At 68.5% G+C, this 17,768-nt stretch carries 17 protein-coding genes and 1 pseudogene; 15 read left to right on the top strand and 3 right to left on the bottom strand.

Features of this window, described 5'->3' with window-relative positions; genetic code table 11:
- The 3 genes and pseudogenes from TSH64_RS23430 to rpmB all read left to right on the top strand — a co-directional run.
- Window positions 1-396: pseudogene (locus tag TSH64_RS23430) on the top strand (methylmalonyl Co-A mutase-associated GTPase MeaB); the annotation flags it as partial.
- 228 nt (window positions 397-624) lie between these two features.
- Complete coding sequence (locus TSH64_RS23425; protein ID WP_109448670.1) at window positions 625-1,326, top strand: hypothetical protein; 702 nt, start codon at window positions 625-627, stop codon at window positions 1,324-1,326.
- Between the two features lie 230 nt (window positions 1,327-1,556).
- Window positions 1,557-1,856: a 50S ribosomal protein L28 gene (gene rpmB / locus TSH64_RS23420; protein WP_012973047.1), complete on the top strand. Its 300-nt coding sequence runs from the start codon at window positions 1,557-1,559 to the stop codon at window positions 1,854-1,856.
- A 244-nt stretch (window positions 1,857-2,100) separates the two neighbouring features.
- On the opposite strand, the gene TSH64_RS23415 is transcribed toward rpmB, so the two are convergent.
- Window positions 2,101-2,691 (bottom strand): regulatory protein RecX, encoded by a 591-nt coding sequence (locus TSH64_RS23415; RefSeq protein WP_109448668.1) that lies wholly within the window; start codon window positions 2,689-2,691, stop codon window positions 2,101-2,103.
- Window positions 2,692-2,873: 182 nt separating this feature from the next.
- On the opposite strand from TSH64_RS23415, the gene TSH64_RS23410 reads away from it, so the two are divergent.
- The 6 genes from TSH64_RS23410 to TSH64_RS23385 all read left to right on the top strand — a co-directional run bounded on the left by TSH64_RS23410 (window position 2,874) and on the right by TSH64_RS23385 (window position 8,075).
- Window positions 2,874-3,677, top strand: coding sequence for an ABC transporter permease (locus TSH64_RS23410; protein ID WP_109051954.1), 804 nt, complete (start codon window positions 2,874-2,876; stop codon window positions 3,675-3,677).
- 126 nt (window positions 3,678-3,803) lie between these two features.
- Window positions 3,804-4,976: an aspartate aminotransferase family protein gene (locus TSH64_RS23405; protein ID WP_109448666.1), complete on the top strand. Its 1,173-nt coding sequence runs from the start codon at window positions 3,804-3,806 to the stop codon at window positions 4,974-4,976.
- The gene (gene argF / locus TSH64_RS23400; protein WP_109448664.1) at window positions 4,973-5,914 is read left to right on the top strand and encodes an ornithine carbamoyltransferase; all 942 of its coding nucleotides are present in this window, start codon (window positions 4,973-4,975) and stop codon (window positions 5,912-5,914) included. Before TSH64_RS23405 ends, argF begins: the two co-directional genes overlap by 4 nt.
- A 167-nt stretch (window positions 5,915-6,081) precedes the next feature.
- Window positions 6,082-7,023 (top strand): Hsp33 family molecular chaperone, encoded by a 942-nt coding sequence (locus TSH64_RS23395; protein ID WP_109448662.1) that lies wholly within the window; start codon window positions 6,082-6,084, stop codon window positions 7,021-7,023.
- A gap of 113 nt (window positions 7,024-7,136) precedes the next feature.
- On the top strand, window positions 7,137-7,733 hold the full coding sequence (locus tag TSH64_RS23390; protein ID WP_109448660.1) for a hypothetical protein: 597 nt from the start codon (window positions 7,137-7,139) through the stop codon (window positions 7,731-7,733).
- 87 nt (window positions 7,734-7,820) lie between these two features.
- The gene (locus TSH64_RS23385; RefSeq protein ID WP_109448658.1) at window positions 7,821-8,075 is read left to right on the top strand and encodes a hypothetical protein; all 255 of its coding nucleotides are present in this window, start codon (window positions 7,821-7,823) and stop codon (window positions 8,073-8,075) included.
- A 146-nt stretch (window positions 8,076-8,221) separates the two neighbouring features.
- Here the strand turns inward: TSH64_RS23385 and TSH64_RS23380 are convergent, their stop codons facing one another.
- Window positions 8,222-10,114, bottom strand: coding sequence for a potassium transporter Kup (locus tag TSH64_RS23380; protein ID WP_109448656.1), 1,893 nt, complete (start codon window positions 10,112-10,114; stop codon window positions 8,222-8,224).
- A gap of 231 nt (window positions 10,115-10,345) precedes the next feature.
- Here TSH64_RS23380 and TSH64_RS23375 point away from each other — a divergent pair, with 231 nt between their 5' ends.
- From TSH64_RS23375 to TSH64_RS23350, 6 genes are all read left to right on the top strand, one after another.
- Window positions 10,346-11,413 carry a diguanylate cyclase gene (locus tag TSH64_RS23375; RefSeq protein ID WP_109448654.1) on the top strand — a complete coding sequence of 356 codons (1,068 nt, stop codon included), beginning with the start codon at window positions 10,346-10,348 and terminating at the stop codon, window positions 11,411-11,413.
- Between the two features lie 155 nt (window positions 11,414-11,568).
- Window positions 11,569-12,135, top strand: coding sequence for a hypothetical protein (locus TSH64_RS23370; protein ID WP_109452961.1), 567 nt, complete (start codon window positions 11,569-11,571; stop codon window positions 12,133-12,135).
- Between the two features lie 25 nt (window positions 12,136-12,160).
- A complete protein-coding gene (locus tag TSH64_RS23365) occupies window positions 12,161-12,682 on the top strand; it encodes a hypothetical protein (protein WP_109051946.1) in 522 nt (173 codons plus the stop codon).
- Between the two features lie 104 nt (window positions 12,683-12,786).
- On the top strand, window positions 12,787-15,921 hold the full coding sequence (locus tag TSH64_RS23360) for an error-prone DNA polymerase (protein WP_109448652.1): 3,135 nt from the start codon (window positions 12,787-12,789) through the stop codon (window positions 15,919-15,921).
- A gap of 109 nt (window positions 15,922-16,030) precedes the next feature.
- Window positions 16,031-16,408, top strand: coding sequence for a VOC family protein (locus TSH64_RS23355; protein WP_109448650.1), 378 nt, complete (start codon window positions 16,031-16,033; stop codon window positions 16,406-16,408).
- 27 nt (window positions 16,409-16,435) lie between these two features.
- Window positions 16,436-17,131, top strand: a complete 696-nt coding sequence (locus TSH64_RS23350) for a YafY family protein (RefSeq protein ID WP_109448648.1) — start codon at window positions 16,436-16,438, stop codon at window positions 17,129-17,131.
- 8 nt (window positions 17,132-17,139) lie between these two features.
- On the opposite strand, the gene TSH64_RS23345 is transcribed toward TSH64_RS23350, so the two are convergent.
- Entirely contained in the window at window positions 17,140-17,763 is a 624-nt protein-coding gene (locus tag TSH64_RS23345; RefSeq protein ID WP_109448646.1) for a ParA family protein, read from the bottom strand.
- Window positions 17,764-17,768 lie beyond the last annotated feature (5 nt).

Below are 17,768 nucleotides of genomic sequence, written 5' to 3'. Positions count from 1 at the left end.
AACAAGGCCGACGGCGATCCCGCCCCCCCCGCCCGCCACACCGTCGCCGACTACCGCCACGCGTTGACCCTGCTGCGCCATGGTGACTGGCGGGTGCCGGTTCTCAGCTGCTCCGCCTTCAAGAAGATCGGCATCGACACGATTTGGGACACCATCGGCGAGCACAAGGCGCTGACCGAGGCCAATGGCGCCCGCGCCACCCGCCGGGCGGAGCAGGCCCGCGCCTGGCTGTGGAGCGAGATCCGCGAGACGCTGATCGACCGGTTCCGCGCCCACCCGGCGGTGCGGGCCGATCTGGCGCGACTCGAGGCGGAGGTGACCGCCGGAACCACCATCCCCGCGGCGGCGGCCCACACCCTTCTTGGGCGCTTCCTCGACCGGACGGAAACCATCTGATCCAACGGGGCATAAACCGTTCAGCTTATGTTGCACCGCAACAAATCCGTTGCACCGCACCAACCGTAGGGCTATTCTGCACCGGGCGGGAAAGGGGCGACGTGCGCCGATTCGACTTTGTCGATCAGCCTCCGTTGCTTGGGCCGGGGTGCCCGCGGTCTCCTGGGGTTACGCCGGAGCGGCCTTTCCGTTTCCGCCAATATGCCTTGCTCTACGGGAGACAACGCCATGACCGCTCAGCCGACCCCCGCCAACGTCCTGAACCTGTTCAAGACCAACGCCCAGACCACTGCCGCCACCGCCGCCGCCAAGTCCGCCCGCGTCGCCACGCTGGTGCAGGATGGCTACCGCCGCTGGTTCGACGGCGTCACCGCCTCGGTCAACGACGCCAGCCGCCTGGCCGCCGGGCTGGGCAAGGCCCGCAACGCCGCCGATCTGGCCGCTCTTCAACGCGACTGGCTGTCCACCACCCAGGCCCGCGTGACCGAGAGCGTGCAGGGCTTCCTGGACGTCTCCAGCAAGATCGCCGCCGAGATCACCACCCTGCCGGCTCCGGCCGCGGAGGCTGCCCCCACCGCGGCCCCCGTCGCTGCCCCGGCCCCGAAGGCCGAGGCTCCGAAGGCGGCGCCGGCGGCAGCCCTGGTGATTGCCCCGGCGCCGGAGGTCGAGGCCCCGAAGGTCGAGGCCGCTGCCCCGGTTCCGGCCGTGGCTGCCGAGACCGCCCCGGTCGCCGCCACCGTTGCCGCTCCGGCCGCCGACCCGGTCGAGGTTCCGGTGAAGGAACTGGTCGAGACGGTGAAGGCCGAGACGGCCGCCCCCGCCGCGGCAATCGCCGCCGAGGCGAAGGCGGTGGCCAAGCCGGCGCAGCGCCGCCCCGCCAAGCCGCTGGCCGCCAAGCCGGCGTCGAAGACCTCCCCGACCGTGAACTGACACCGGTCGGCGCAAGATTGGCGCGGCTCGTCTCTTCGTCGGATCGAAGAGGCCGCCGCGCTTCGACTCTCCACAATCCCGCGACGACTCGGGCTTTAACGGTTTCATCGCGGTTCCCGGCTTGACGACAGGCTTGACGACGGCGCTTTTGTTCGACTATATAGCGGCCTCCTTCGGGCGGCAGGCCGTCCGTTACCGGGTTTCATTTGCTAAAATAAAGGAACAGTCCGATGGCACGTCGGTGCTCCGTGACCGGCAAGGGCACGCAGTTTGGCAACAACGTCAGCCACGCCAACAACAAGAATCGTCGCCGCTTCCAGCCGAACCTCCAGGAAACGTCGCTGCTCAGCGACAGCCTGGGTCAGCTGGTGCGTCTGCGCCTCTCGGTGAACGCGATCCGCTCGATCGAGCACAAGGGCGGCCTCGACGCCTTCCTGCTCGATGCGAAGGACGCGGTGCTGAGCCTGGATGCCCGTCGCATCAAGCGCCGGATCTCCAAGGCGCAGGAGAAGCAGCAGGCCGCGGCCTGATCGCTTCCCCGATTCTGGGGCGCGTTTGGTGTGCTGACGCGGGGCGCTTGCCGCTCCGCTGAAGAAGTTTAGGACGCGTACAGGACGATTCCGACTCCCGGTAAGAGAGCGGCGCGCGACATCCGAAAGGGTGCCGCGCGTTTCGTCGTTTCAGGGCCTCTCATTTCTTGCGATGTGAACCATGGAACATCTCCGGAAAGATGTTCCACGCCGTTCCATCATCAACATTTCATCGGCCGCCGCCCTACTCTTCCAGCAGCCCGTCCGGATCCTCGGCATCCACCACCCGCCGGGCGATCTCATAGCCGAAGCCGGCGCGGCCCAGCGCCGCCATGTCCTTCTCCCGCTGCGACTCGCGCTGCTCCGGACGCCGGTAGGGTCCCAGCCGCCGCCGCTTCGCCAGCGCCAGTGCCGCCGTCAGGTCCAAGTCCGGCCCGACATCCTCGCGCAGGCTGTCCAGCGCCTTGTCGGCCTCGTCGCGGCCGATGCCCTTGCCGGCCAGCTTCTGGGCGATCAGCCGGGTGGAGGCGCCACGGCGGTGCAGGCTTTCGGTGCGCATCCGGGCATAGGTCTCGTCGTTCAGCAGGCCGCTGCGGACATAGCGCGCCAGCAGCTCGTCGATCCAGCGGGCCCCCTCCTCGCGGTCGGTGCCGTGGGCCTTGGCCGACAGGTCGACCTTGCGCATCAGCACCCGGCGCAGGTTGGATGTCGAACTGGCGAAGCGCTCCAGATAATGCAGCGCCGCGTTCTCCAGATATTGCGGCGTGACCCGCTTCGGCGGCTTCCTCGCCGGCGAGCGGGCGGGGGGAACGGAACGCTTGTCGTCGGTGTTCATGGCAGTCCCTTCGGCGGCGGCGGTTGCCGGACGGGCAGGCCGCACGTACAGTCCGTGGCCTTACTGGCGGTCCGTGACCCACCCGGCGCCCTTTCCTGGCGAAACAGTTCCGGCCCTCACTCGGCTCCCCCAAGGGCGCCGAAACCACAGGTGCCGGTTCCCAAAAGGCAGATCGTGACGCGATGACCCTTCCCCTTCCTCCCATGCCGCGCAATGTCGGTTCCGTCAACTGGATCGGCCTGTGGACGCTCTATGCACGCGAGGTGCGGCGCTTCATCAAGGTGCACCAGCAGACCGTCTGGGCGCCGGTGGTGACGACGCTGCTCTATTACGCGGTGTTCGCCCTGTCGCTGGGGTCGGCGGTGCGGATGGTCGGCGCAACACCTTACCTGGAGTTCCTGGCTCCCGGCCTGATCATGATGGCGATGGTGCAGAACGCCTTCGCCAACACCTCCTCCTCCGTGGTGATCGCCAAGGTCCAGGGCAACATCGTCGACATCCTGATGCCGCCCTTGTCGCCGATGGAGCTGGTCAGCGGCTTCGTGCTGGGCGGCGTCACCCGCGGCATCGTGGTCGGTCTGGTGACGGGCCTCGCCATCTGGGCGGTGATCCCGATGCACATGCCGCATCCGGGCTTCGTCCTGTTCCATGCGGTGATGGCGTCGATGCTGCTGTCGCTGCTGGGTCTGGTCGGCGGCGTCTGGTCGGAGAAGTTCGACAACATCGCCGCGGTGACCAACTTCGTGGTGACGCCGCTGTCCTTCCTGTCCGGCACCTTCTATTCGGTCGATACCCTGCCGCCGGTCTTCTGGTGGGTCGCGCATTTCGACCCGTTCTTCTACATGATCGACGGCTTCCGCTACGGCTTCATCGGGGTGTCCGACGGGGCGCGCTGGCTGGGCGTGGCGGTGATGCTGGGCGTGAATGCCGGCCTGTGGTGGCTCGCCTGGCGCATGTTCAAGACCGGCTACAAGCTTAAGGCGTGAAGACGCTGCGAAAACAGCGCTTTTTCACCCCTGTCCGTTGACAGAACCCATCAATCTCCGGATATTTGCCGTTCCCGGCGGTCAGGCATTGGCCGCCGGATTTTCCTTTTTTGGGAGACCAAGGCCGTGATCCCCGTCGTTATGCCCACATACGCCCGCGCCGATGTCGTTTTCGAGCGCGGTGAAGGTCCGTATCTCTACGCGACCGACGGGCGACGATTCCTCGACTTCGCCGCCGGCGTCGCGGTGAACGCCCTGGGTCACGCGCATCCCTATCTGGTCGAGAAGCTGACCGAGCAGGCGCAGAAGCTGTGGCACACCTCCAACCTGTTCCGGGTCGCCGGGCAGGAGAGCCTGGGCAAGCGCCTGACCGAGGTGACCTTCGCCGACACGGTGTTCTTCACGAACTCCGGTGCGGAAGCCTGGGAATGCGGCGCCAAGGCCGTCCGCAAGTACCATTACGACAGCGGCAACCCGCAGAAGAACCGTATCATCACCTTCGAGCAGGCCTTCCACGGCCGCACGCTGGGCGCCATCTCGGCCGCCAAGCAGGAGAAGCTGGTGCACGGCTTCGACCCGCTGCTGGACGGCTTCGACCAAGTGCCGTTCGGCGATCTCGACGCCGTGCGCGCCGCGATCACGCCCCAGACCGGCGGCATCTGCGTCGAGCCGATCCAGGGCGAGGGCGGCATCCGCGCCGGCTCGGTGGAGTTCCTGCGCGGGCTGCGCGCGCTGTGCGACGAGCATGGCCTGCTGCTGTTCCTCGACGAGATCCAGTGCGGCATGGGCCGCACTGGCAAGCTGTTCGCCCATGAATGGGCCGGCATCACGCCGGACGTCATGTGCGTCGCCAAGGGCATCGGCGGCGGCTTCCCGCTCGGCGCCTGCCTTGCGACCGAGCGTGCGGCGTCCGGCATGACCGCCGGCACCCACGGCTCGACCTATGGCGGCAACCCGCTGGCGACCGCCGTCGGCAACGCCGTGCTGGACGTCATGCTGGCGCCGGGCTTCCTGGACGAGGTGCAGAAGACGTCGATCCTGCTGCGCGGCCGCCTGGAGGAGCTGATCGCCAAGCATCCGTCGATGTTCCTGGAACTGCGCGGCCAGGGCCTGATGCTGGGCCTCAAGCTGGGCCAGCCGGTCGGCGAGGTGGTGGCGAAGCTGCGCGCCAACGGCCTGCTGTCGGTTCCGGCCGGCGAGAATGTGGTGCGGCTGCTGCCGCCCCTGACCATCGGCGAAGCCGAAGTGAACGAAGCCGTCGGGATTCTCGACCGGACGGCGCAGGAGTGCGTGGGATGAGCGGCGACAACAAGACAGTCCGGCATTTTCTCGACATCGACCGGATGGACGGCGCCACCCTGCGCCGCCTGCTCGACCATGCCGTGCGCATCAAGGCCGACCTGAAGACGGACCGGCTGGCCCACTCCACCCTGCTGGCCGGCCGCTCGCTGGCCCTGATCTTCGAGAAGCCCTCGACCCGCACCCGCGTGTCGTTCGAGGTCGGCATGCAGCAGTTCGGCGGCAACGTCGTGGTGCTGAAGCCCGACGACATGCAGTTGGGCCGCGGCGAGACCATCGGCGACACCGCCCGCGTGCTGTCGCGCTTCGTCGACGCCGTGATGGTCCGCACCACCGGCGAGGAGCGGGTGCATGAGCTGGCGGCCCACGCCAGCATTCCGATCATCAACGGCCTGACCGACCAGACCCACCCCTGCCAGATCATGGCCGACCTGATGACCTTCGAGGAGCATCGCGGTCCGATCACCGGCCGGACCGTCGCCTGGATCGGCGACTGCAACAACGTCGCGGTCAGCTGGGCCCATGCCGCCGTCCGCTTCGGCTTCGAGCTGCGTCTGGCCTGCCCGACCGTCTACGGTCCGTCACCGGAGCTGCTGGCCTGGGCCGAGCGCGAGGGCAACGGCCGCCTGGTCGTCACCGACAGCCCGGAAGAGGCGGTGCGTGGGGCCGAATGCGTCATCACCGACGCCTGGGCCTCGATGCACAACACCGATGTGGACGAGCGCGCGGCGATCCTCGCCCCCTATCAGGTGAACGAGGCGCTGATGGCGCACGCGCACCCCGAGGCGCTGTTCATGCACTGCCTGCCGGCCCACCGGAACGAGGAAGTGACCGACGGCGTGATCGACGGCCGCCATTCGGTGGTCTGGGACGAGGCGGAAAACCGCCTGCACGCCCAGAAGGCCATCCTCGGCTGGTGCATGGGCGTGCTGGACTGACCCTCCGCGCCCGATCCCTGCATTCGACGCTTCGATTGGCCCTCTTCCCACCCTGGGAGAGGGCCAAATTCGCATGGGTGCCCTACCGGCCTTGATTCGGCCCCTACGCACCCCGATCTTCGGCCCTACGCCTGCATAACCGGTCTCTGTCTTAAGGAATCTGCCCTATGGACGATCCGTCCGTCCGCCCGCTCACCGATGATTTCGTCCTGCCGTTCCAGATCGAGGCGTCGCGCCTGCGCGGCCGCATCATCAAGCTGGGACCGGCGATCGACGAGATCCTGACCCGCCACGATTATCCGCCCACCGTCGCCCGCTTCCTGGCGGAGACGGCGACGCTCGCCGTGCTGCTCGCCAGCATGCTGAAGTATGAGGGCATCTTCACGCTCCAGACCAAGGGCGATGGCCCGATCCGCCTGATGGTGGCCGATGTCACCTCGGTCGGTGACGTGCGCGCCTATGCCCAGTTCGATGCGGAAGCGCTGACAAAGGCGGAGCGGGACGTCGATATCGCCCCGGCCGCCGCCCTGCTGGGCAAGGGCTACATCGCCTTCACGGTGGACCAGGGCCCCGACACCGACCGCTACCAGGGCATCGTCGAACTGTACGGCAAGACGCTGACCGACTGCGTCCAGCATTATTTCCGCCAGTCGGAGCAGATCGACACCGGCCTGACCGTCTCGGTCGACCGCGCGGCGCTGCCGGACGGCTCCTTCGGCCCCTGGCGGACCGGCGGCATCATGGTCCAGCGCCTGCCACAGGAGCAGGGGCTGACCGCGTCGGACAACGAGGACGATTGGCGCCGCGCCATGGCGCTGATGGCCAGCGTGTCCGGCGACGAGTTGCTGTCGACCGACCTGCCGGCCGCCGACCTGCTCTACCGCCTGTTCCACGAGGACGGCGTGCGGGTCTATGAGGGCAACGCCCTGCGCTTCGGCTGCCGCTGCTCGCGCGAGCGGGTGGAGACCATGCTGCGCGGCCTGCCCCGCGAAGAGGTGCAGGAGTTGAAGATCGACGACGGCCGGGTCGAGGTGACCTGCCAGTTCTGCTCGACCGACTACCACTTCACCGACGCGGATCTCGACCGCGTGTATGGCCCTGCCTCCTAACGGGGAATAGGGTCCGGCACAAACGCGTTCATGGGGGCGCGGCGTCCGCGCCGCGCCCCTTTTCTTTCCCAGCAACCCAGGTTGCCGAAAGCAGCCCAAGAACCGGAGCCCCCATGCTGTCGCGCCGCTTCACCCTCGCCGCCGGACTGGCCACCCTCCTGCTTGCCGCCTGCCAGAGCGCGCCGCCGCGGCCGGCGCCCCGTCCGGTCGACTTTTCCAATTTCGGGCCGATCGTTCTGAATGCCGGCACCGTCGACGTGGTCGACGCCTACCGTCCGGTCGGGGCCAAGCATGTGGAGAGCCGCTCCGCGGTTCCGCCGGCCGAGGCGGTGCGGCGCTGGGCGGCGGAGCGGTTGCAGGCGGCCGGCGGGACGGGCCGCGTGCGCGTCACCATCCGCGACGCCAGCATCGTCGAGGTGGCGCTGCCCACCAAGAAGGGCATCACCGGCTATTTCACCAACGACCAGGCCCAGCGCTATGACGGCCGGATCGAGGTCGAGATCGCCGGCGAGGTGCCGGACACCGGCAATGGCGGCTTCCGCGGCGTGACCCGCTCCACCGTCACCCATTCCACCACCGTGGCGGAGAACATCTCGCTGGCCGACCGCGAGGCGACCTTCCTGGAGATGACCCGCCGGATGATGGACGATCTGAACGCCCGCCTGGATGCCGGCATCCGCAAGGATCTGGCGCCGATGGTCCGGCGCTGACTTTTTTTGCAGGAGTTGGCCGGGCGCAAGAGTTGGCCCGGCCTTTGCGGTGAGGCACCCGACGTTTCGTCAGAACGGAGGGTGCCCATGCCGAAATTCGACCTCTATGTCGTCCGGCCGCCGGAGGGATCGGCCACGATCACAGCCATCCCCGAAGAAAAACAGCAGTCGTCCCAGGCGGCGCTCCGCAACCTCAGCCGCTCCGGCTGCATGGTGAAGTCCTTGGGCGACATAGACCTGTCCTTCGTCAAGAAGTCGGAGGCGCAGATCAAGCTGGAACTGGCGGTGCGGCAGATGTTCGCCGCCTCCGCCTACAAACCGCCGGTGTCCATTGTCTGGTAGTGGCTGTCCGGTGTTGACCGTCCGCTAACGGCATGAGGCGAGTGGCCTTCTGGCGGGGGCGGCAGAAACTGCCCCCGCCCGCCGCCCTCATCGGCACGTTCGGCCGGTAAATTCGGCGGTCAAGACCCTGTCCGGCAAACCCTGCCCTAGATTTCCAGCTGCATGCCCAGCTCGACCACCCGGTTGGGCGGGATGCAGAAATACTCCGATGCGCTGGACGACAGCTTCGACAGGAAGATGAACAGCGGTTCCTGCCAGCGCGGCAGCCCGGACTTGCCATGGCTGCGGATCAGCGTCTCGCGGCTGACGAAATAGGTCGTCTCCATCGGCTCGAACGGCAATCCTGGGATGCGCTTGCTTTCCAGCGCCACCGGGATGTCCGGTTCGTCCTTGAAGCCGAAATGGACGATCAGCCGGAAGAAGCCGGCCGACAGCGCCTTCAGCTCGAAGCGCTGCTCGTCCGGCACATGCGGCACGTCCTCGATGTCGACGGTCAGCAGCACGACGCGCTGATGCAGCACCTTGTAGTGCTTCATGCTGTGCAGCAGCCCCGGCGGCAGGCCGCGCGGGTTGCCGGTCAGGAACACCGCGGTGCCCGGCACCCGCTGCACCGACCCGCTCTTCAGCCGCTCCAGCAGCATGTCGAAGGGCAGCGCATCCTCGGCCAGCCGCTTGCGCACCACCTCGCGCCCGCGCCGCCACGTCGCCATCAGCAGGAAGACAGCCGCACCCACCACCAGCGGGAACCAGCCACCCTCCTCCACCTTCACCAGATTGGCGAGGAACAGCGCCATGTCGACGGTCAGGAACACCGCCAGCGCCAGCACCGCCTGCCACAGCTTCCAACGGCCGAGCGAGCGCGCCACCTTGTAGGCCAGCAGCGTGGTCGCCACCATCGTGCCGGTCACCGCGATGCCGTAGGCGGCGGCGAGGTTGCTGGAGGTCTGGAAGGTCAGCACCAGCAGGATGACGCCGGCCAGCAGCAGCCAGGTCAGCTGCGGCATGTAGATCTGGCCCTTCTCATGCTCCGACGTGTGCATCACCTCCATCCGCGGCAGATAGCGCAGATGCATGGCCTGCAAGGTCACCGAATAGGCGCCGGAGATCACCGCCTGCCCGGCGATGATGGTTGCGGCGGTGGCCAGCAGCAGCAGCGGCACCTGCGCCCAGTCCGGCGCCAGATGGAAGAAGGGGTTCTCGATGGCTTCCGGCTCGTGCAGCAGCAGGGCGCCCTGGCCGAAATAGCACAGCAGCAGCGACGGCAGCACGATGGTGTACCAAGCGCCGCGGATCGGCTTGCGGCCGAAATGCCCCATGTCGGCATAGAGCGCCTCCGCCCCGGTCACCGCCAGCACCACCGCACCCAGCAGCAGGAAGCCGTGCCAGCCATGGTTGAACAGCATCTCCACCGCATGGCCGGGCCACACCGCGCCCAGCACGCCGGGATAGCGGATGATCTGCCCCAGACCCAGCACCGCCAGCGTCAGGAACCAGACCATCATCACCGGTCCGAACAGCTTGCCGACCTTCTCGGTGCCGAATCGCTGCAGCACGAACAGCCCGACCAGGATGGTCAGCGTGATCGGGATGACATAGCTGTCCAGGGCGGGGGCGACGACATGCAGGCCCTCCACCGCGCTCAGCACCGAGATGGCGGGGGTGATCAGGCTGTCGCCGTAGAACAGCGAGGCGCCCATCACGCCGATGGCCATGACGACCCCGGTCCGCCGGTGCCCCGGGCGCATGCCGCGCAACGCCAGCGCGGTCAGCGCCAGGATGCCGCCTTCGCCCTGGTTGTCGGCGCGCATGATGAAGATGACGTATTTCACCGTCACCGTGATGATCAGCGCCCAGAAGATCAGCGACAGCACCCCCAGGATGACTTCGGGCGTCAGCGGGAAGCCGCCGCCCTCGGTCAGGCATTCGCGCAGCGTGTAGAGCGGGCTGGTGCCGATGTCGCCATAGACGACACCCAGCGCCCCCAGCGCGAGCGCGCGCAGCTTGGCCGCATGCTCCCGCCCATCCATGCTTGCTTCCATACCCGGTCCGCTCCGATCGTTTCCATGCACAGCCATGCCTAAGGTGGCTTGGCGTGACCGTGCAAGCACCGAATGGCGAAACGCGCCACCGGCACGACCGATCCCCGGTGATTTTCATCCCGACGGGTTCGGGACACCATAGCGCCGGCGCGGCACTCGGCACCGTTGCATCGGGGCCGGGGCCGTGCTTCCATTCCTGCGTGCACCGTGGGCAGTTCCGAGCCGGCAGCCATGTCCAACGATTTCCTGTTCGCCTCGGACGAGTCTCCCACCCCGCAGGATCTTTCCGGCGGGGCCGGCGGGACCGGCGACAGCGACCCTGCCGCTCCGCCCTGGCTGGTTCTGGTCGCCGACGACGAGCCGGAGGTGCATGCCGTCACCCGGCTGGCGCTCGCCCGGCTGCGCTTCCGCGGCCGCCCCGTCCGCCTGCTCGACTGCACCAGTGCTGCGGAGGCGGAACGCATCCTGCGCGACACCCCGGACATCGCCGTCATCCTGCTCGACGTGGTGATGGAGACCGAGGATGCCGGCCTGCGGCTGGCCCGCCGCATCCGCGAGGATCTGGGCAACCGCGCCATCCGCATCGTCCTGCGCACAGGCCAGCCGGCCCGCGTGCCGGAGGAGGATCTGGTCCTCGCCTATGAGATCGACGGCTACACCGCCAAGACCGAGCTGACGGCGCGCCGGCTGTTCACCAGCGTGGTGACGGCATTGCGCGCCTATGCCGATCTGGCGGCCCTGGAACGGGCGCTTGCCGAACGCGGCCGCGCGCTGGAGGAGGCGACCGTCCGCCTCAACCGCATGGCGACGCTGGACCCGCTGACCGGCGTGTGGACCCGCCGCCGCTTCCTGGAACTGGCGGCGGCGGAGCTGGCGCGGGCACGGCGCTATGGCCGGCCCCTCGGCGTCTTCCTGCTCGACCTCGACGGCTTCAAGACGGTCAACGACGCCCATGGCGATGCCGTCGGCGACGCGGTGCTGCGCGCGGTGGTGAAGCGGATCCGGGCAGCGCTCCGCATCTCCGATCACATCGCGCGGTCGGGCGGAGAGGAGTTCGTCGTGCTTCTGCCGGAAACCGACGTCGCCGGCACCGCCGTTGTGGCGGAACGGGTGCGCGCCGCCCTGGCCGACAGCCCGATCCCGGTGGAGGAGCGCGCGATCCCCGTCACCGCCAGCATCGGCGTCGCCAACTGGCTTCCCGATGAGCCCGGCGTCGAACAGACCCTGCACCGCGCCGAACACGCCTTGCAGGCCGCCAAGCAGGCCGGCCGCAACCGGGTCGAACGCGCGCCGGGGTAAAATTGTGCCGGGATAAAATCATGCCTCCCCCGGCCTTACGGCATGGCGACTGTGTAATATCGTTTCAGCGCCGCGATTGAACGACGACAAGCCAAGGGTTACTCCTATCGTTGGAAACATCTTGGCGTATGTCATTTCCGATCGGGGGTTCGCACATGTGGCAGGACTACACCAACGCGCTGATGACCGCCTTCGGACTGGCCGGACTGGGGTTCGGCATCGGCAAGCTCGTCATCGTGCTGGGCGAACGCGCGATCGAACGCCGCCACGGGTCGGAGGGGGTGCGCGACATCATCGCCCGCCGCGCCAAGCTGGAGACGAAACTGGAGGCCCGCCGCGGCGACCGCATCCGCGAGCTGAAGGATCTGGACGGTGCGGCCGAGGACGTGCTGCGCCGCCGCAAGGTGATGGAACGCCAGATCGAGGAGGCGCGCCAGTCCGGCGAGCGGCTGGTCCGCCTGATCGGCGAGGAGGTCCAGGGCAGCCCCTGCTACGTCGCCATGCTGGTGAACAAATATGTCGGCACCAGCGCCGTCCAGCAGAGCCAGCATTCGCTGGTCGATCCCAGCTGGGCGCAGCCGCAGATGATCGAGGTGTGGGCGCGTTCGATGGCGGAGGCGCGGACGGAGATCGAACGGCGCTACCCGCCCGCCTTCGGCTATGCCGTGACGCGGATGCAGGAGTTCCTGTCCGCCGACACCCCCGTCGCCAAGGCCAGCTGAGCCCCCATCGAAAGCCGGACCCGCCATGGACAGCATGCCCTACATCTTCTCCGGTCTGGTCGGCCTCGCCTCGCTGGCGGTGTCGCTGCTGCTGGCGCTGCGCCGCCTGAAGACGTCGGAGGAGCGGATCGCCACCGCGGTGTCGCGCAAGCAGGCGCAGGTCGAGCGGATCAAGAAAATCGCCCGCGTCACGCTCCAGCAGGCCCGCGACCTGCGCGACGCCCGCCGCCGCAAGGCGATGGCCGAGCTGGGCTGCGAGGATTTGGAGCAGCGCCTGAAGGCGGCCGGCGCCAACGACCGCCGCATCTATGTGCTGGACGACCGCCGCACCCAGAAGGACCAGGGTTGGCTCCTGCGGGTGGTCAACATCGAATACGGCACCCGCGTCAATCCCACCCTCATCCCCACCGCGCTCGACAGCTGGAAGCGCGGCCGGCGCTTCCTCGTTTGGGCGCTCGACGAGAAGAAGGCCCGCGAAAAGGTCAACGCCCGCTTCCCGGAGAACAAGGGCTTCACCGTCATGGGCGTTGAATCCTATATCGAGTGAGAGCAGGGCAGGAAAGCCGCAACCTGCCTTAATGATGACATAAGTCCCATTTTCAGATTATCATCCCCGTCCGCACCCATGTGCCAGCGCCGGGGAGCCCTGCCATGATCCGTTATGCCGAGTTGCAGCTCGCCACCAACTTCAGCTTTCTGGAGGGGGCGTCGCACCCTGACGAGCTGGCGATGACGGCGGCGGCGCTGGGGCTGGCGGCGGTGGGGGTGACGGACCGCAATTCGCTGGCCGGCGTGGTGCAGATGCATGTGGCGGCGAAGAAGGCGGGCATCCGGCCGTTGATCGGCTGCCGGCTGGACCTGACCGACGCCGACAGCCTGCTGGCCTACCCGACCGACCGCGCCGCCTATGCGCGGCTGTCGCGGCTGCTGACGCTGGGCAAGATGCGGGCGCCGAAGGGCGAGTGCTTCATCGCCCGCACCGACGTGCTGGCCCATGCCGAGGGCATGCTGTTCCTGCTGCTCGGCCCCGACCGGCGCCCCGACCGGCGCGACGAGACGCTGCTGCGCGAGCTGCGCGCATGGCGCGGCGGGCTGGCGCGCGGACAGCTCTATCTGGCCGCCAGCCACCGCTACCAGGGCGACGATGCCCGCCGGCTGCGCTGGCTCGCCGGACTGGCGGAGGCGGAGGGGGTGCCGCTGGTCGCCACCAACGACGTGCTCTATCACGGCGCCGGGCGGCGGGCTCTGGCCGACGTGATGACCTGCATCCGCCATCACACCACCATCGACGAGGCCGGCTGGCGCCTGTCCGCCAATGCCGAGCGGCACCTGAAACCGGCGGTCGAGATGATGCGCCTGTTCCGCGACCATCCCGACGCCGTCGCCCGGACGCTGGAGATCGCCGAGGCCTGCCGCTTCTCGCTGGAGGATCTGCGGTACGAGTATCCCGACGAGGTGGCGGAGGGCCGCGACCCGCAGGAGACACTGGTCGCCCTGACCTGGGACGGGGCGGCCAAGCGCTATCCGTCCGACCGCTTCCCCGGCGGCATCCCCAATGCGGTGCGCCATACGGTGGAGCGCGAACTGGCCCTGATCGCCGAGCAGCGCTTTGCCCCCTATTTCCTGACCGTCCACGACATCGTCCGCTTCGCCAGGAAGAAGGACATCCTGTGCCAGGGCCGCGGCAGCGCCGCCAACTCCGCCGTCTGCTATTGCCTGGGCATCACCTCGGTCGATCCGACCGAAGTCGACCTGCTGTTCGAACGCTTCATCTCCTCCGCCCGCGGCGAGCCGCCGGACATCGACGTCGATTTCGAACATGAACGGCGCGAAGAGGTGATCCAGTACCTCTACAGGAAATACGGCCGCGCCCGCGCCGGGCTGACCGCCACCGTCATCCGCTACCGCGCCCGCAGCGCGCTCCGCGAGGTCGGCAAGGCGATGGGGCTGTCGGCCGATCTGGTGGCGCGGCTGACCGGTTCGATCTGGGGCTGGAGCGGCCAGGGGGTGGATGAGGAGCGCGCCCGCTCGCTTGGCGTCGATCCCGACGACCCGAGGCTCAAGCGCACGCTGGAACTTGCCCAGGAGCTGATCGGCTTCCCCCGCCACCTGTCGCAGCATGTCGGCGGCTTCGTCATCACCCGCGGCCCTTTGTCGGATCTCTGCCCGGTCGCCAACGCGGCGATGGCGGACCGCAGCACCATCGAGTGGGACAAGGACGACATCGACTCTCTCGGCATCCTGAAGGTCGACGTGCTGGCGCTGGGCATGCTGACCTGCATCCATCGCGCCTTCGACCTGATCGAACAGGTGCATGGGCAACGCTGGACGCTCGCCAGCCTGCCCCAGGACGACCCCGCGGTCTACGAGATGCTGGGGCGGGCCGACAGCCTGGGTGTCTTCCAGGTCGAAAGCCGCGCGCAGATGAGCATGCTGCCGCGGCTGCGGCCGAAGACATTCTACGATCTGGTGATCGAGGTCGCCATCGTCCGCCCCGGCCCGATCCAGGGCGGCATGGTCCATCCCTACCTGCGCCGCCGCAGCGGCGCGGAGGACATCACCTACCCGATGCCGGCGCTTGAACCGGTCCTTTACCGAACGCTGGGCGTGCCGCTGTTCCAGGAACAGGCGATGAAGGTCGCCATGGTCGGCGCCGGCTTCACCGCCGAGGAGGCCGACCAGCTGCGCCGCGCCATGGCGGCCTTCCGCAAGACCGGAAAGGTCCAGCTGTTCCACGACAAGTTCATCGCAGGCATGATCGCCAACGGCTGCGACCCCGCCTTCGCCGAGCGCTGTTTCCAGCAGATCGAAGGCTTCGGCGAATACGGCTTCCCGGAAAGCCACGCCGCCAGCTTCGCCCTGCTGGTCTATGTCTCCGCCTGGATCAAGCGCCACCACCCCGCCATCTTCGCCGCCGCCCTGCTGAACAGCCAGCCGATGGGCTTCTACGCCCCCGCCCAGATCGTCCGCGACGTGCGGGAGCATGGCGTGACGGTGCTGCCGCCGGACGTGAACCTGTCGGGCTGGGATTGCGCGGTGGACGATCCGTCCTCCCTCCGCCTGGGTCTCCGCCTGATCAAGGGTTTCACCCAAGCCCACGCCGACTCGGTCGTCCTCTCCCGTGCCGGCGGCTACAGCGACCCTTACGACCTGTGGCGCCGCGCCCGCCTGCCGGTCGTGGCGCTGGAGAAGCTCGCCAAGGCCGACACCTTCCGCTCCGTCGGGCTCGACCGCCGGGCGGCGCTGTGGGCGGTGCGGGCGCTGGGCGACCAGCCGCTGCCGCTGTTCGCCCGCCTGGACGGGCCGATGGCCGAGGAGCCGGAAGCCCCCCTGCCCGCCATGGCGCTCGGCGAGCATGTGGTGATGGATTACGGCAGCCTGTCCCTGTCGCTGAAGGCCCACCCGCTGTCGCTGCTGCGCGACGGCCTGCCCGGCATCACCCCGGCGGAGCGGCTGGCGCAGACGCGCGACGGCCGCCGCCTGACCACCGCCGGCCTCGTCCTGGTCCGCCAGCGGCCGGGCAGTGCCGAGGGCGTCGTCTTCATCACGCTGGAGGACGAGACCGGGGTCGCCAACCTCGTCGTCATGCCCGACGCCTTCGAGACCTTCCGCCGCCCGATCATGACCGCCCGGCTGATGGCCGCCACCGGCCGGGTGCAGAACCACGAGGGGGTGGTGCATCTGCGCGTGGAATCGCTGATCGACCTGTCCCACCGGCTGTCAGACCTGACCGGCGAGGATCGCCCGTCGGCAGGCCCCTTCCCCAAGGGCCGCAATTTTCATTGAGGGAGCCGATTGCTCCTGACATCACGCTGTCAGGAGGGGCGTGCTATCAAGAGGGCGTGCCGGCACGAACCACGAACATCCACCCCACTCGCTGTCAGGAGCCACTCCGATGAACATCCCGCACGTCGTCACCTGGTTCGAGATTCCCGTCACCGACCTCGCCCGCGCCGTCGCCTTCTACGAGACCGTCTTCGCCGCCAAGATGGTCCAGGAGCCCTGCCCCAGCGGCATGACCATGGCCGTCTTCCCGGCCGAGGGCACCGCCGTCAAGGGCTGCCTGATCCAGCACGAGGCCTGCAAGCCGAGCGCCGACGGCACCACCGTCTATCTGAACGGCGGCGACGACCTGTCCGCCCCGCTGGCCCGTGCCGAGCAGGCCGGCGCCCGGATCGTCGTGCCGAAGACGCTGATCACCCCCGAAATCGGCTATTTCGCCCAGTTCATCGACAGCGAAGGCAACCGCGTCGGCCTCTATTCGATGCACTGACCCCGCCAGCCCGCCGGAGCCGCCGCCATGCGCCGCGCCGACCGCCTGTTCCAGATCGTCCAGCATCTCCGCAAGGGGCGGCTGGTGACGGCTGCCGAACTGGCACGGTGCCTGGAGGTGTCGGAGCGCACCGTCTACCGCGACATGCGCGACCTCGCCTCCTCCGGCGTGCCGGTGGAGGGCGAGGCCGGCGTCGGCTATCTGCTGCGCGACGGCTACGACCTGCCGCCGCTGATGTTCACCCAGGACGAGGTCGAGGCGCTGGTGGTCGGCGCCCGCCTCGCCCGCGCCTGGGTCGGCGGCGCGCTCGCCGATGCAGCCGCCCGCGCGCTCGACAAGGTGGAGGCGGTGGTTCCGGAGGCGCGGCGGCGCGAATTGGCCGACAGCCGGGTCTTCGTCCCCGACTTCTCCTTCCCCGCCGCCTTGCGCGACCGGATGGACGTGCTGCGCTGCGCCATCAACGCCAGGCGCGTGGTGATGTTCGACTACCGGCGCCAGGATGGCACCCATTCCGCCCGCGCGGTCCAGCCGCTGGGCCTGTTCTTCTGGGGCCGGGTGTGGACGCTGGGGGCGTGGTGCGAGCTGCGCGAGGAATTCCGCAGCTTCCGCATCGACCGCATGGAAACGCTGCTGCCCCTGGAGCGCCGGTTCGACGAGATCCCCGGCCGTGGCCTGGATGATTATCTTGCCCTCTGGCGCAAGGAGGGCTGCCCGCAGGGATGAGGCCCCCCTCAAACCCCGTCGATGTAGCTCAGCAGCGGCTGCCAGTCGCCGCGATGCTCGGCGGCGCGCTTGCCCGGCATGTCGAACAGGCTGAGCCCGCTTTCCGCCGCGTCGGCATAGATCTGGCTGTCGCGCAGCCGCGTCACCACCTGATGGCCGATACCGCCCAGGAAGCGGTCCAGCCGGTCGGCGGCCTTGGTGCGGGCGCGCATGCGGTTGCCGACCACCGCCACCGTGGTTTTCTTCTTGGCGATGCGCTTCAGCTCGTCGAGCTTGACCAGGAAGCGCTGGGTCGCCTGCTCGTCGAAGGCGCCGGGCAGCACCGGCAGCACGACGATGTCGGCCATCTTCACCAGATCCTCGATCTGCTTGGTCTTCAGCGCGGCGGGCGCGTCGATGACCAGCCGCTTGATGCCGCGCGGCGTGTCGGTGAAGTCCTTGGCCCAATCGAGCCCGACCAGCGCCGGCGCCTTCTCCGGCCGGCGCTCCAGCCAGCCGAGCGAGGAGCGCTGACGGTCCACGTCGGCCAGCACGGTGGGCAGGCCAGCCGCGGCGGACGCGGCGGCGAGGTGGGTGGCGACGGTCGTCTTGCCGCAGCCGCCCTTGATGTTGGCGACGAGGATCGTGAGCATGGCCG

Origin of the sequence: Azospirillum sp. TSH64, assembly GCF_003116035.1 — a bacterium.
Taxonomy (GTDB): domain Bacteria; phylum Pseudomonadota; class Alphaproteobacteria; order Azospirillales; family Azospirillaceae; genus Azospirillum.
The sequence above is the reverse complement of the archived record's forward strand: the minus strand, read 5'-3'. Positions and strand labels throughout refer to the sequence as shown.

What these genes read in the sequence shown, in the direction of transcription:
- TSH64_RS23425 (WP_109448670.1), top strand. Translation starts at nt 625, where the DNA reads ATGACCGCTCAGCCGACCCCCGCCAACGTCCTGAACCTGTTCAAGACC.
- rpmB (WP_012973047.1), top strand. Translation starts at nt 1,557, where the DNA reads ATGGCACGTCGGTGCTCCGTGACCGGCAAGGGCACGCAGTTTGGCAAC.
- TSH64_RS23415 (WP_109448668.1), bottom strand. Translation starts at nt 2,691, where the DNA reads ATGAACACCGACGACAAGCGTTCCGTTCCCCCCGCCCGCTCGCCGGCG.
- TSH64_RS23410 (WP_109051954.1), top strand. Translation starts at nt 2,874, where the DNA reads ATGACCCTTCCCCTTCCTCCCATGCCGCGCAATGTCGGTTCCGTCAAC.
- argF (WP_109448664.1), top strand. Translation starts at nt 4,973, where the DNA reads ATGAGCGGCGACAACAAGACAGTCCGGCATTTTCTCGACATCGACCGG.
- TSH64_RS23395 (WP_109448662.1), top strand. Translation starts at nt 6,082, where the DNA reads ATGGACGATCCGTCCGTCCGCCCGCTCACCGATGATTTCGTCCTGCCG.
- TSH64_RS23390 (WP_109448660.1), top strand. Translation starts at nt 7,137, where the DNA reads ATGCTGTCGCGCCGCTTCACCCTCGCCGCCGGACTGGCCACCCTCCTG.
- TSH64_RS23385 (WP_109448658.1), top strand. Translation starts at nt 7,821, where the DNA reads ATGCCGAAATTCGACCTCTATGTCGTCCGGCCGCCGGAGGGATCGGCC.
- TSH64_RS23380 (WP_109448656.1), bottom strand. Translation starts at nt 10,114, where the DNA reads ATGGAAGCAAGCATGGATGGGCGGGAGCATGCGGCCAAGCTGCGCGCG.
- TSH64_RS23375 (WP_109448654.1), top strand. Translation starts at nt 10,346, where the DNA reads ATGTCCAACGATTTCCTGTTCGCCTCGGACGAGTCTCCCACCCCGCAG.
- TSH64_RS23370 (WP_109452961.1), top strand. Translation starts at nt 11,569, where the DNA reads ATGTGGCAGGACTACACCAACGCGCTGATGACCGCCTTCGGACTGGCC.
- TSH64_RS23365 (WP_109051946.1), top strand. Translation starts at nt 12,161, where the DNA reads ATGGACAGCATGCCCTACATCTTCTCCGGTCTGGTCGGCCTCGCCTCG.
- TSH64_RS23360 (WP_109448652.1), top strand. Translation starts at nt 12,787, where the DNA reads ATGATCCGTTATGCCGAGTTGCAGCTCGCCACCAACTTCAGCTTTCTG.
- TSH64_RS23355 (WP_109448650.1), top strand. Translation starts at nt 16,031, where the DNA reads ATGAACATCCCGCACGTCGTCACCTGGTTCGAGATTCCCGTCACCGAC.
- TSH64_RS23350 (WP_109448648.1), top strand. Translation starts at nt 16,436, where the DNA reads ATGCGCCGCGCCGACCGCCTGTTCCAGATCGTCCAGCATCTCCGCAAG.
- TSH64_RS23345 (WP_109448646.1), bottom strand. Translation starts at nt 17,763, where the DNA reads ATGCTCACGATCCTCGTCGCCAACATCAAGGGCGGCTGCGGCAAGACG.